A 13,448-nucleotide genomic window follows, 5' to 3' on the forward strand; every position below is an offset into this window, starting at 1 on the left:
ATTAATTACACCCACTGTATCCACACTTTAAGCAAATACTACATCCTCCTGTATTTGCCATTTGTTCATTTCCACACTCTGGGCATATGAATTTTTCATTTTTATCATCTTCAGTTACACATATTTCTTCTTTTAAATCATTTTCCTCTTTTTCATCTTTAGGTTTTTCATTTATAAGTACTCCACTTCGTTTACATCCATCTCTAAATATAGTTACTCCTTTTAAGGAGTGTTTCCAAGCCTTAATATAAATCTCATACACATCTTCAACTGTTGTTTCGTAAGGAAGATTTATCGTAGATGAAATTGATGCATCAATATATTGCTGCCATGCTTGTTGCATTTTTATTCTATCTTCATAATCTAAATTCATAGCCGTTACAAATATATCAGGTAAATCTTTTTCATCAGTTATATTTTTTAAATCCATATATTCTTTTACTATAGGAGTATATACTTTGTAATATACATCTTCATCATGTAAACTTTCAGTTTTTCTTATATACGAAATGTTAAATATAGGTTCAATTCCACCACTTATTCCTAACATAGTAGATATAGATCCAGTAGGTGGTATAGTTAGAAGTTGAGAGTTTCTAAGTCCATATAATTTAACTAATTCTTTTATATCATCATCTATATTATCATTGAAAAATTTAGATTTTAAAATAGCTTCTTTTTTATATTCTTTAAATGGACCATATTCTTTTGCTAGTAATGACGACTGTTTAACTGCTTCATTTAGCATTGTCCTAGCTATGAATTTACATAGATCTATTGATTTATCAGATCCATATCTCATATTCATTTTTATAAGCATATCCCCTATACCCATAACACCTAATCCGATTTGTCTATATTTATCAACACTTATCTTTTGTTCTTGTAATGGATGTAAATCCAGCCCTTCATCTAAAACTTGATTTAGAGCTATTACAGACTCTCTAACACACGCTTTAAATTTATTACTATCAAACGTAGCACTTGTCCCAAATGGTTGTATTACAAACTCAGCCAAATTTATAGACCCTAGTAAACAACTTCCCCCACTTGGTAATGGCTCTTCTGCACAAGGATTTACTCCCGAATAAGAAAATTCTTTATCTTCACTCATAAAATGATGTTTTTTTATATTATCCCAAAATAATATTCCTGGTTCTGCATAGTCCCAATTATTTTTACATAATTTCATGAATAACTTTTTAGCATCTACTTCCTTTATAACATGTTCATTATTTCCTTCTACTATAAATTCACATCTATAAGTTTCATTATTTTCAACAGCTTTCATAAACTCATCATTTATTCTCACTGATATGTTAGCTTTTGTTATTTTAGTTAAATCCGTTTTTATATCTATAAAATCCTCTATATCTGGATGACTTACTTCCATTGAAATCATAAGCGCTCCACGTCTGCCTCTTTGACCTATTAATCCTGTAGTCATACTATATAATTCCATAAATGAAACTGCCCCAGTTGTATTTTTAGCAGAATTATTAACCTTAGCTCCTCTAGGTCTTAATTTAGATATATCAATTCCAACTCCACCACCATAACTAAATGTTCTTGCAAGTTTTTTTGCTGTATCAAATATATCTTCTAAATTATCTTTTGGTGGTTCTAAAACGTAGCAATTTGAGTATGTAACTTTTAATCCATCTTTATATAATCCTCTATTAGCTAAAATTCTACCTGCAAATAGAAACTTTTTCTGTCTTATTAGCTTTCCTATTCTAGTATTTTTAGCAGATATTCTGTTTATCCATTCATCAAAGTTTTCTTTATTATATCTATATTTATTTTTCCATATAGATTTTTGTAATTCATCCATATCCCAAGGTTTTTTTCTTATATTAGCTCTTTTTTCTCTATATAAAATATAGTGTTTTGCTACATCTTTTCTATTAGATTCCATAAGTAATACTTCTACTAAGTCTTGAATTTCTTCAACATTTAAAGACTTATCACTGTTTTCAAAAATTTCCTCAACTTTATTTGCTATTTCATTTCCTAGATTTTTATCTATTCCTTTTTCACTATTTATTGTTGATTTATAAACTGCATCTGCAATTTTTACTTTACTAAATTTTTCGATACTTCCATCTCTTTTTATGATTTTTTTCATACGATACCTCCAAATTATAAATTATAAACGTTCTTATATAAATACACTTTTTGAACGCTATATTAAACATTAAATAATTTATTTTTTTATATACTTGTTTAAATTATATTGTGCATATTTATTATTTTTATAATTTATAGCATTTTTAGGACAATTGTGTATACATCTTGTACATAACATACACTTATTTAAGAATTTTATTTCCTTTTTATCATCAAATATTATATTTTTTTCTGGACAATTCTTTACACATATTCCACACTTAACACAATCTTCATCTACAGAGAAGTTTTTTCCCATGAATTTAGCCATCACTGAGAAAGTTTCTGCTAATAAATCTTTTCCTAAAACTCCTTTATTTTCTTTATCTGCTAAATATAATTTTCCTTTATTAAGTCTATCAACCAAAATATCTATTTGCTTATTTGTATTTGTTATCATATCCTGTACTTCTTGTGTCGTATTTTTAGGATATTTTCCAAAGTAAAAATTTCTAGGCATTACGTACGTTTCTTTAGCTAAAACATTATATCCTTTTTTATCTAATTTTTTTGCTAAAGAATCAACGCCATTAGCATTTTTAAGACCTGCTGATGTAGAGTATACTATGCAATTTACATTTTTATCTTGTACATTTCTAAGTATCCATCTTATCATTTTTTCAGGTACATTACCTGCATAAATCGGTCCTCCTAAAATTAAAAGTTCTACATCTTCATCTATAGTAGGATTTGTATCTATGCTATTAATCTTAACATCATGTCCAGTATTAACTAATTTTTCACCTAAATAATCTGCTACATATTTTGTGTTTCCTGTTCCCGAAAAATGTAATATATTAATTTTCATTTATTTTCCTCCTGAAATCTTAATTATTTTTATAGTGTATAAGCTTTAAGATTTGTTTTAAGTTTTAACATAAATTCACTCTATTTATCTTAAAATTATTATAAGATATTTTAGTTGCGCACGCAACATTATTTTTATTGTAAGTTTTACCATTTATAAAAATATTTTAACACTGACTAAACCACGATAATAATTTAGCCAGTGTTATTTTTAATCTATTTTTCATTTAAATTTCCAAATTTTAAAAATATAAAGCCTAATAAAATCCATATTCCTAGTGCTATTAGTGACTCTTTTCCTAAGCTAGCTGGAGACATAGGTATTAAAAGAAGTAATATAAACAATAGACTTATACTTGTCCCTAAGAGTGACATAATCTTACTTTTAAAGTTTCTAGCCTTTCTCATAGCTATATATGATACATACATATAAGCTATCGATGCTCCTAATGATGCCATATCCACAATCCAGATTATTACCGTTCGTCCAAACCAAGGTGCAATTAAACTTACAACACTAATAAATATTATAGCGTTTTTAAGCACTCCTTTATTATTTAATTCCCCAAATTTTCTAGGTAATATTTTATAATCCGCTATGGAACCTATCAATTTACTCGAACATATCATAAATCCATTTATACCACTAGAAATAGCTGCTATTAATGCTATTACCAAAAGTACAAATCCTAATCTGCCTAAATTTTCAGATACCGCACTTCCAAGTGCCCACTCCAATGTTTTAGCTTTATATGGTGAATATGCCATAGCTGTTATAATATTTAAAGCATTATATATTAATGTTCCTATAGATAATGAAATTATTGCAACCAATGATGCCTTTTTAGCACTAAATTTATATTCTTTACTAAGCTGAGGTATAGCATCAAATCCAACAAAAGCAAATGGTGTTATTGCAAAAGTTGTTAATACTTGTTTTAAGTTAAATTTGTAATTAGAAATGTAATTATCAATAATTATATTTCTATCAGATTTAATAAACATAGTTATAAAAATAACTGCTACTAATATTATAAGTGTGAATATTATTTTGTTTTGAATTTTGCTACTATTTTTAATCCCCTTTATATTAAAGTATGCAAATAGTATAACTATAACATTAGACACTAGTACTTCCCCTAGATATACATCAACTCCTGCCACATTGTAAATATATCCAAATTTCAGTATATCTCCAAAAACTTTTTCTATAACAAGAGGAAATGCTGTTGCGTTTAAAGGAATCATTGTAAAGTAAGCAAGTAATAAAAACCATCCTACTATAAATCCGTGGTTTTTACCTAATATATTATAGGTATATGAGAATTCTCCACCTTCTTCATCATGTTCTTCCATCATAACTCTATAGTTGTACTCTATTATCATTATGCAAATTGCTCCTAATGATAACCCTAATGCAGTATTTATTATACCTGATTCTTGAAGAAACTTAGTTCCAGGCAGCATAAATGCACCCCACCCAATAATCGAGCCTATAACTATAGAGAATAAATCTATTTTAGTTAAATATGATTTCATGATTTTAGCCTACATATTTATCTTTAATTTCTGCACTATTTTTATACCTATTATTCCACCTATAACCATTGCAGGTAGATATACCCATCCTGATAATGAAAAATTAGTTATTCCAGAATATAATGCTCCTGCGTTACAGCCTAATCCAATTCTTGACCCATATCCCATTAATAATCCACCTATTATATAAACAAAGCTATCCTTAAAAGTAAATCTAAATTTAAATGAGAATCTACCAGCTAATAATGCAGCTACCAATGATCCTATTATTAAGCCAATATTTCTTAATGATCCTCCATCCATTAAAAATCCTTTGCTCATTTCTTCCATCTTATCTATAAACCATGGCCAAGTTGAAATATCTACAACCCCTAAAGAGTTACTTGCCCATCCACCCCATTTTGCAAACGAAGTAGTAACTCCCCAACTTTTGCCAGAAACTATTAATAATGATAAAAATAATATTGAAAATACTACAGCGCCTTTATTAAATGACCATCTTTCAATGAAAAATTTATGATAAGTTTTTTTAGAAAAGAACTTATACTTTTTTTGTTCAGGTAGTTCTTTTTCCCAATCTGCATACTCAGGTATTATTAAAGTTTTTGATTTTCTTCTTTTACTTTCATATTTTTTAGCAAATACATATATGCCTAAAAATCCTAACAATGATATAACTAGAGATCCAAAATACCCAAATATGTCTGGTAAATAAACTGTAGTTCCTATATTAAATAAAAATGTTTCTTTCCACATAGGAAGGTCATGAACTCCCCATAATGCACCCAATACGAAAAATATTATTACTATAAATGCTCTTCCTTCTCCTTCACCCATATCAGTTAGTGTTCCAGATGCACATCCGCCTGAAAACATCATTCCAATACCAAACATCATTCCACCTGCAATTGTCGCCAAGCTAGCTGGTTCAACAGATGCTATTCCCGGTATATCTATACCTTTTATGGCTGCTCCATAATGTATGGCAGTAGTACCTAGTATAGTTATAGAAAATAATAAAATAAGTGCAGTCGTTAAGCTACTTTCTCCTGTAATATATATTCTTCTTACCCCCCCTGCAAATCCAAACCTTGACCTTTGAAGCACATATCCCATAGCTAAACCTATCAGGACTTCAAATCCTAGAGTAGACTTTATGTTAGATTCAAATATTGCCCAAGCACCCATTCCTAATAAAATTATTATCGCTAAAGTTGTTTGTGTATAATTAATAGATACTTTATTTTCATTTAAGTTATTTATTATTGAAGTTTTATTTATCATATATTCCTCCTAATTATTTGTTATTTATCAAACAATTAATTTTAAATTTTTAGTTAGTTTATGTATATATCACCTAATGTAAATACTTAGGTGATATGTACTTAGTTTTTTAATTAAAGTTATACTTTGTAACTATCGGAGTTCTATTTTCTTTTACATCATTAAAGTATTCATAGAAAGATATTCCCATAAAACCACCAGATATATTATATATATTGTCAAATCCCATATGTGTTAAAGCCATTATAGCATTATAACTTCTTTGAGCGCTTCTACAATGTAAATATACATTCTTATCTTTTGGTATTTCATTTATTCTATCTCTTATTTGACTAAGAGGTATATTTATAGCTCCTTTTATATGACCATCTTTGTATTCATCTTCTTCTCTTACATCTATTATAATTTCATTGTTTTCAACTAAGTCTCTCACTTGATGAACATATACTTGTTTAAATATACCTTGTAGCAAGTTTGAACCTACAAGGCCTGCCATATTTACTACATCCTTAGCAGTTCCAAATGGAGGTGCATAACATAACTCTAAATCTTTTAAATCCTCTAATGTTCCACCTAGCTTTATCAATGTTGCTATTATATCAACTCTCTTATCTGCATTTCCTTTACCTATTGCTTGAGCCCCTAAAATTTTTCCAGTAGGAACTTCATATATAAGTTTAAAGTGAAGAGGCATACTTCCTGGCATTAATCCAACTTTATCTTGAGGTATAACTCTTACTACTTCATAATTTATTCCCATTCCTAAGGCTTTTATTTGCCCTTCATTTAATCCAGTAGATGCTCCATTATATCCAAACACCTGTATACAAGACGAACCTATAAAACCAGTATTTTTAACAGGGATACCATGTATGTGATCTGCTACTGCTCTAGCTTGCTTTTGTGCTGGTCCTGCAAGAGGTAATTTTGTTATACTATTACTTAATGCATTGTATACTTCTATAGCATCTCCCACTGCATATATATATCTATCGCTTGTTAAATAATTTGAATCAACTTTAATCGCTCCTGTTTCTCCTATTTCTAGTCCGCAATCTATAGCTAAAGTAGTTTCCGGTGTAACCCCTATAGCCATAACCACGGCGTCTGCTTCTACCTTTTTACCTGAACCAAGTACAATTATATTTTTTTCAAATTCAACGACCTTATCTCCTACAATTAAATTAACACCATTTTCATGAATTTCTTTGTGAAGAATTTGAACCATATCATAATCAAATGGCTTCATTATTTGGTCAGTAGCTTCGATTAAATTCACATTATATCCAGCTTCTTTTAAATTTTCTGCTACTTCTATTCCTATAAAACCTCCACCTATTACCGATATATTTTTAGCTTCATTTTCTTTTATAAATGTATTTAACTTTGCTATATCGACTACGTTTCTTACTGTAAATAAATTTATATTATCAATACCTTTTAAATTTGGAACTATTGCTTTGGCTCCTGGAGACAATATTAGCTTGTCATAACTTTCTTCATAAGTTTCTTCTGTAACCACATTTTTTACTAACACTTTTTTATTTTCTCTGTCTATAGAAACAACTTCATTATATACTCTAGCATCTATTCTATATTGTTTATAAAATACTTGTGGATTCATAAGAACTAAATCCTCTGAATCTTCAATCATGCTACTTAAATGGTATGGTAAGCAACAATTTGAAAATGATACATGAGGTCCTTTTTCAAACATTACTATCTGATTTTCTTCTCCTAATCGTCTTAACCTTGCTGCCGCTGAAGCTCCACCAGCTACTCCACCTACTATTACTATTTTTTTACTCATATCTAGCCCTCCAAAGTCCATTTATAAAGTTTGATTTGTAATAACCTTTTCTTCTATTTTTATTTTAATTTATTTTTTAACAATATTCTAATAACATTCCCTTATATCGCATAAGCATTTCTTATACTATGCTATTTCCCATCATTTAAATGGTATAATTTTATTAATCGTTGTAGAAACTTATACCTAGAAGGAGTGAACACATGAATATAGATTTTTTGAGGTCATTTTATTTTACAGTAAAACATAATAATATCTCTAAAGCTGCAAAACATCTACACATAACACAACCTGCATTAAGCATGCAACTCCAAAACTTAGAAAATACTTTTCAGGTAAAATTATTGATTAGAGGAAACAAAGGTGTTGAGTTAACAGAGGAAGGAAAGGTTGTTTTTCAATATGCTTCAAACTTACTCTCTATTGAAGATAATATAAAAAAAGACTTAGAATGCTTAAAAAAGGATAAAGAAGTTCTTTATATAAACGCATGTAAAAATATAGGTGAATATACTTTACCTTGTGCTATTTATACATTTAAGGAAATTAACCCTCGAATAGATATAAACTTAAGCATAGATAATTCAAATAATATTTTAAAAAAGTTAATAGAAAACGACATAAACCTAGGTATTGTATTAGGTAAAATTAGTAATGATGATTTAGTGTTTGAACATGTATTGTCAGATAAGTTTATTTTAGTTACAAATCCTAACCAAAACATTTCTAAAATTTCTATCAATGAAATTTACAATATTCCATTGATATTTAGAGAGAAAGATTGTGCAGCTTCAATACTTATGGAAAAACTCCTAGATAAGCATTCAATTAAAGTTGATAACTTAAATATTACACTTCGTATGAATTCTCCTCAGTCTATAAAATCATCTATATTATCAGGTATGGGCTTTGCTTTTTTACCTGAGATAATTGCACGACATAGTATAAGATCTTCGCAACTTAAGGAAGTTCAAATTCCTAATTTTAATACTAACTTTGAATACTACGTTGTTTATAGAAAAGATTACACATTAACTAATTCAGAACGAAAGTTTATAAATTTTATAAAATCAGATAAAAGATGCTTTTGCTACTAACATAAAAAAGCCGTTGATAAAATTATCAACGACTTTTTATTTTCTTATATTAACTTTTATTATTCGTATTCTACGCTCATGCAGTTACTTGTCTTAACAAAGTTTCCTAATATTCCACCTACTATCGCAGGTACTATCCAGTTAAATCCTATCTTAGCAAATGGTAATACTTCTAAGAATGGTATGTGTACTGGTAATCCATAAGTTTTAGCTAATGAATTAACTACACCTAATATACTTATTATTAAAGTTACATAAGCTGCACCTTTTATAGCATTATCATTTTTAATTTGATCTTTAAATAATGTTGTTATTACTAATAGTATCGTTACTGGGTAAACCATATCAAGTATTGGTGCTGAGAATTTAATTATAGTGTCAACTCCAAAGTTAGATACTATAGCGCTGAATATACATACAACTATTACTACTACTTCATATTTTAATTTATTGTTAGTAATTTTAGTAAAGTATTGTCCTGTAGCTGATGTTAATCCTATAGCTGTTGTTAAACAAGCTAGAGCTACTATTATTCCTAGTATAGCTTTACCTGGATATCCAAGTAATTGTTCTGTTATTCCAACTATTAATGAAGCTTGAGATATTGTACTTATATCTTGTCCTGCAAAATTTTGAGATATAGTTGCTCCTAAGAATGTAAGTCCTCCATAAACAAAACATAAAGCTACTCCTGCTACTATACCAGCTTTTATCGTTAAACTCACTTTTTCTGAATTACTTTCATATCCTTTATTGTGTAAAGATGCAATTATTATAGTTGAAAGTGCAACTGCTCCTAACGCATCCATTGTTTGATATCCTTGTGATACTCCATTTGAAAATACGTTGTCTACTAAAGTGTCTGGGCTTATTTGTCCTAATGGTGTTATTATACCTTTTATTATTAAAAGAGCTAACGCAACAAGTAATGCTGGTGTTAACACTTTTCCTATTATATCTACAACCTTAGATGGTCTTATTGTAAGTAATAACACTATTGCAAAGAATATTATAGAGAATATTACTGGAGATACAGCATTTCCTATTATAGGTTGTACACCCATTTCAAATGTTGTAGCTGCTGTTCTAGGTATTGCTAATAAAGGTCCTAGACAAATCATTATAGCTATTCCTACAACTTTTGATAAAGATTTACCTGCTCTTCCTAAAATCTTATTAACATCTCCACCGCATTTTGCTGCTGCTGCTATAGCTAGTAATGCTAGTCCTACGTCAGCTAATATAAATCCTGAGAATCCCGTCATCCAACTTTCACCAGATATAAGTCCTAAAAATGGTGGGAAGATAAGATTTCCTGCTCCAAAGAACATAGCAAAAAGTGCAAATCCCACTATAATTATATCTTTGTTCGTATTTTTCATATTAAAGCCCCCTAAAAAATTTCTTTTTATTTAGATTAAATATTCTGAAAATATTATATAATAGTTTTTTCTAACTGTCAATAATATTGTCAATATACAAAATATTTTGAATATTCTGTATAAAATTATATATTTCTAGAGTTAAGTTATTCCAAATACTTCAGCCTCTAAGTTAAATTTTTATCATAAAAAATTTTTTTTATGGCTTAAGTATAAATGAAAAAAAATAGAGTTTAGACTTTATAAAAATAGCCCCTTTACAGTGAAAACACTTACTTTGAAGGATTCTATTTTTTTATCTAATCTCTATTTATTAACATAGCTTTAACAATCAATCATATCTTTAGGTACTTCTAAAGTTATCCTTCCCATCTTACCATCTCTGAATTCATTTAGAACTGTTGTTGCAATTCTTGTATAATCCAACTCATTTTTTCTCAAAATAAGACCTCTTTTAATTCCTATTTTATCCATAGTTTCTATAGGAGTTTCTCCAAGCTCGTCCAGTTTATATCTTTCTTTTAATTTTTCTGGTTCTATTTCCATTAATTTCTCTATTAATTTAAGCCCTAAAGTGTCCACGTCTAAAACTTCATCTTTTATAGCTCTACAAAATGCTAATTTTAAAGCTACTTCTTCATCTTCAAATTTAGGCCATAATATACCTGGAGTATCTAATAGCTCTAAGTTACCTTTTAACTTAACCCATTGCTTACCTTTAGTTACGCCTGGCTTATCTCCTGTTTGAGTACTTTTTCTTCCTGTAAGCTTATTTATAAGAGAAGATTTACCTACGTTTGGAATTCCAACTATCATTATTCTTATAGGTCTCTCTATTCTCCCCTTTTTAACTAAAGCTTCCATTTTTTCTCTAGTTTCATTTTTACATTCTTCTATTATTTTATTTACGCCTTTTCCCTTTAAAGTATCTACTGGGATAGCTTTTATTCCTCTTTTTTTGTAATAATCAACCCATTGATTTAATTTATTTTGATCTGATATATCACTTTTGTTTAAAACTACAACTCTTGGTTTATCTCCAACGAATCTATCTATATCAGGATTTCTACTACTAAGTGGTATTCTTGCATCTAAAAGTTCTACAACAACATCGACTAATTTTAAGTTGTTTCTTACTAAGTCTTTAGTTTTTTTCATATGCCCTGGATACCAGTTTATATGTAAACTATCATCTCTTAAGTATTCATCTGTCATTCTTTGTATTTTCATATATTTTCTCCTTTTTCTAATATTAAAAACACAAATTATTTTATCTAAACTTATAATTTATATTTATAAAAATTTATTTTAATCTAATTAATAGTAAAAAAGGAGACTGAAATCTCAGTCCCCTGTATAGTAAAGTTTATTATCTAGCTTCTTTTATCTTAGCAGCTTTACCTACTCTACCTCTTAAGTAGTTTAGTTTAGCTCTTCTTACTTTACCTTTTCTAGTTACTTCTATCTTCTCTAATTTTGGAGAATGAACAGGGAATGTTCTTTCTACTCCAACGTTGAAAGATATTTTTCTTACAGTGAAAGTCTCTCTAGCTCCTCCACCTTGTCTCTTTAATACAACACCTTCGAATATTTGTATTCTTTCTCTTTTTCCTTCAACTATTCTAACGTGTACTTTTACAGTGTCCCCAGGTCCAAAGTTAGGAACTTCATTTTTTAATTGCTCTTGCTCTAATGATCTTAATATTTCGTTCATTTTAATCCTCCTGGTATCATAGACGCTCTTAATTACTTGACCATTTGTAAGCAGAGGAACGCCCGTTTTATTTTTTCAACAGATTTTATTATACTATATGTCCTATTTATTTACAAGCTTTTTTGTATAAATCAGGACGTCTTTCTTTAGTTATTTCAATAGATTTCTCATGTCTCCACTCATCTATTTTCTTATGATTTCCAGATAGTAAAACTTCCGGAACTTCCATTCCCATAAATTCTCTAGGTCTAGTATAATGAGGGTACTCTAATAAATCATCTTTAAATGATTCCTCTTCAAAGGATTCATTTTGACTTAATACACCTGGTATAAGCCTTGAAATTGAGTCTATAAGAATCAGTGCAGGAAGTTCTCCTCCTGTTAATACATAATCTCCTATAGATATTTCATCGGTAACTATAGAATCAATAATTCTTTGATCTATTCCTTCATAGTGACCACATAAAAGTATTACATCTTCAAATGTTGACATTTCACTAGCTATATTTTGATTGTGAACTTTACCCTTAGGCGTTAAGTATATAACTCTAGGATCTTTTATATCAAACTTATCTATAATATATTTATATGTATCATATATTGGTTGTGGAGTCATTACCATACCTGCTCCACCTCCAAAGGGATAATCATCTACCTTTTTATGCTTATTAGTAGAAAAGTCTCTTATATTGTATATGTTTACTTCAATAATACCTTTTTCTACAGCTCTTTTCATTATACTCTCATTCATATAAGAGTTGAATATTTCTGGGAATAGTGTCATTATATGAAATCTCATAATATCACCTTAAAATTAATCTAACATTCCCTTTATAGGGTCTATTATCATTTTTCTTTCTTCTATATCTATCTCAGGTACAAATTTCATAACAGCTGGTATAAGATATTCTTTATTATCTTCACCTTTAATTACATAAACATCATTAGCTGTATATTGTAAAACATCATCTAATACGCCTACATGTTTATTATCTACTGTATAAACGTCTATACCAATCATATCAGCAATAAAGAACTCGTCTTCATCTAATTCTTTTGACTCTTCTCTAGATACATAGATATTTTTGTTAACTATCTTTTCAGCCATTTCTACTGTATCTATTCCTTTTATTTTCATTATAACTAAGTTACCTTTATATCTAACATTTTGTACTTTATATTCTGTATTAAGGTCTTTTCCTATATAAAAAGCATCCAAGTCGTCATATCTATATATATCATCCGTTGTGGAGTAAATTCTTACTTCACCTTTTAAACCTTGTGTTTTTACTATTTGTCCTATTTTAAAATGAGTTAATTTATTTTCCATAATCTCACCTTCTTTAAAAATTATGCTTTATCTTTGCGCAATATATACACAGTATATACAAAAAGGACTAGGTTAATACCTAATCCTTTATATTATTTCAAGAGTAACCTTTTTGTGGTCTCTATTTGAAGCAGATTTTATAACAGTTCTTATAGCTTTAGCTATTCTACCCTGCTTACCGATAACCTTACCCATGTCATCAGGGGCTACTTTTAATTTTAAGATAGTTTCTCCATCATTAAAAGTTTCCTCTACTTCAACTGCCTCTGGATTATCGACAAGAGCCTTTGCTATATCTAGTACTAGCTCTTTCATA

At 28.9% G+C, this 13,448-nt stretch carries 12 protein-coding genes; 1 reads left to right on the top strand and 11 read right to left on the bottom strand.

Annotation, left to right across the window (positions count from 1 at the left end):
- Position 1: 1 nt before the first annotated feature.
- From KXZ80_RS12385 to KXZ80_RS12405, 5 genes are all read right to left on the bottom strand, one after another.
- Positions 2 to 2,128, bottom strand: coding sequence for an adenosylcobalamin-dependent ribonucleoside-diphosphate reductase (locus KXZ80_RS12385; protein ID WP_021433775.1), 2,127 nt, complete (start codon positions 2,126 to 2,128; stop codon positions 2 to 4).
- Positions 2,129 to 2,206: 78 nt separating this feature from the next.
- Positions 2,207 to 2,977, bottom strand: a complete 771-nt coding sequence (locus KXZ80_RS12390; RefSeq protein WP_021433776.1) for an EFR1 family ferrodoxin — start codon at positions 2,975 to 2,977, stop codon at positions 2,207 to 2,209.
- A 215-nt stretch (positions 2,978 to 3,192) separates the two neighbouring features.
- Entirely contained in the window at positions 3,193 to 4,515 is a 1,323-nt protein-coding gene (locus KXZ80_RS12395) for an APC family permease (protein WP_021433777.1), read from the bottom strand.
- Between the two features lie 9 nt (positions 4,516 to 4,524).
- Positions 4,525 to 5,799 (bottom strand): YeeE/YedE family protein, encoded by a 1,275-nt coding sequence (locus tag KXZ80_RS12400; RefSeq protein WP_021433778.1) that lies wholly within the window; start codon positions 5,797 to 5,799, stop codon positions 4,525 to 4,527.
- 109 nt (positions 5,800 to 5,908) lie between these two features.
- Positions 5,909 to 7,609 carry an FAD-dependent oxidoreductase gene (locus KXZ80_RS12405; protein ID WP_021433779.1) on the bottom strand — a complete coding sequence of 567 codons (1,701 nt, stop codon included), beginning with the start codon at positions 7,607 to 7,609 and terminating at the stop codon, positions 5,909 to 5,911.
- A gap of 203 nt (positions 7,610 to 7,812) precedes the next feature.
- On the opposite strand from KXZ80_RS12405, the gene KXZ80_RS12410 reads away from it, so the two are divergent.
- A complete protein-coding gene (locus KXZ80_RS12410; RefSeq protein ID WP_021433780.1) occupies positions 7,813 to 8,706 on the top strand; it encodes a LysR family transcriptional regulator in 894 nt (297 codons plus the stop codon).
- Between the two features lie 59 nt (positions 8,707 to 8,765).
- On the opposite strand, the gene brnQ is transcribed toward KXZ80_RS12410, so the two are convergent.
- From brnQ to KXZ80_RS12440, 6 genes are all read right to left on the bottom strand, one after another.
- Positions 8,766 to 10,088 (bottom strand): branched-chain amino acid transport system II carrier protein, encoded by a 1,323-nt coding sequence (gene brnQ / locus KXZ80_RS12415; RefSeq protein ID WP_021433781.1) that lies wholly within the window; start codon positions 10,086 to 10,088, stop codon positions 8,766 to 8,768.
- A 324-nt stretch (positions 10,089 to 10,412) separates the two neighbouring features.
- Positions 10,413 to 11,318 carry a ribosome biogenesis GTPase YlqF gene (gene ylqF / locus KXZ80_RS12420; protein ID WP_021433782.1) on the bottom strand — a complete coding sequence of 302 codons (906 nt, stop codon included), beginning with the start codon at positions 11,316 to 11,318 and terminating at the stop codon, positions 10,413 to 10,415.
- 139 nt (positions 11,319 to 11,457) lie between these two features.
- Positions 11,458 to 11,802 carry a 50S ribosomal protein L19 gene (gene rplS / locus KXZ80_RS12425; protein ID WP_021433783.1) on the bottom strand — a complete coding sequence of 115 codons (345 nt, stop codon included), beginning with the start codon at positions 11,800 to 11,802 and terminating at the stop codon, positions 11,458 to 11,460.
- Positions 11,803 to 11,908: 106 nt separating this feature from the next.
- The gene (gene trmD, locus KXZ80_RS12430) at positions 11,909 to 12,601 is read right to left on the bottom strand and encodes a tRNA (guanosine(37)-N1)-methyltransferase TrmD (protein ID WP_021433784.1); all 693 of its coding nucleotides are present in this window, start codon (positions 12,599 to 12,601) and stop codon (positions 11,909 to 11,911) included.
- Between the two features lie 15 nt (positions 12,602 to 12,616).
- A complete protein-coding gene (gene rimM / locus KXZ80_RS12435; RefSeq protein ID WP_021433785.1) occupies positions 12,617 to 13,132 on the bottom strand; it encodes a ribosome maturation factor RimM in 516 nt (171 codons plus the stop codon).
- Positions 13,133 to 13,219: 87 nt separating this feature from the next.
- Entirely contained in the window at positions 13,220 to 13,447 is a 228-nt protein-coding gene (locus KXZ80_RS12440) for a KH domain-containing protein (protein ID WP_021429642.1), read from the bottom strand.
- Position 13,448 lies beyond the last annotated feature (1 nt).

This window comes from Paraclostridium bifermentans (assembly GCF_019916025.1).
In the GTDB taxonomy this organism is placed as follows: domain Bacteria; phylum Bacillota; class Clostridia; order Peptostreptococcales; family Peptostreptococcaceae; genus Paraclostridium; species Paraclostridium bifermentans.

Bases quoted from the DNA above. Each gene is read 5' to 3' on its own strand.
- KXZ80_RS12385 (WP_021433775.1), bottom strand. From the start codon at position 2,128: ATGAAAAAAATCATAAAAAGAGATGGAAGTATCGAAAAATTTAGTAAA.
- KXZ80_RS12390 (WP_021433776.1), bottom strand. From the start codon at position 2,977: ATGAAAATTAATATATTACATTTTTCGGGAACAGGAAACACAAAATAT.
- KXZ80_RS12395 (WP_021433777.1), bottom strand. From the start codon at position 4,515: ATGAAATCATATTTAACTAAAATAGATTTATTCTCTATAGTTATAGGC.
- KXZ80_RS12400 (WP_021433778.1), bottom strand. From the start codon at position 5,799: ATGATAAATAAAACTTCAATAATAAATAACTTAAATGAAAATAAAGTA.
- KXZ80_RS12405 (WP_021433779.1), bottom strand. From the start codon at position 7,609: ATGAGTAAAAAAATAGTAATAGTAGGTGGAGTAGCTGGTGGAGCTTCA.
- KXZ80_RS12410 (WP_021433780.1), top strand. From the start codon at position 7,813: ATGAATATAGATTTTTTGAGGTCATTTTATTTTACAGTAAAACATAAT.
- brnQ (WP_021433781.1), bottom strand. From the start codon at position 10,088: ATGAAAAATACGAACAAAGATATAATTATAGTGGGATTTGCACTTTTT.
- ylqF (WP_021433782.1), bottom strand. From the start codon at position 11,318: ATGAAAATACAAAGAATGACAGATGAATACTTAAGAGATGATAGTTTA.
- rplS (WP_021433783.1), bottom strand. From the start codon at position 11,802: ATGAACGAAATATTAAGATCATTAGAGCAAGAGCAATTAAAAAATGAA.
- trmD (WP_021433784.1), bottom strand. From the start codon at position 12,601: ATGAGATTTCATATAATGACACTATTCCCAGAAATATTCAACTCTTAT.
- rimM (WP_021433785.1), bottom strand. From the start codon at position 13,132: ATGGAAAATAAATTAACTCATTTTAAAATAGGACAAATAGTAAAAACA.
- KXZ80_RS12440 (WP_021429642.1), bottom strand. From the start codon at position 13,447: ATGAAAGAGCTAGTACTAGATATAGCAAAGGCTCTTGTCGATAATCCA.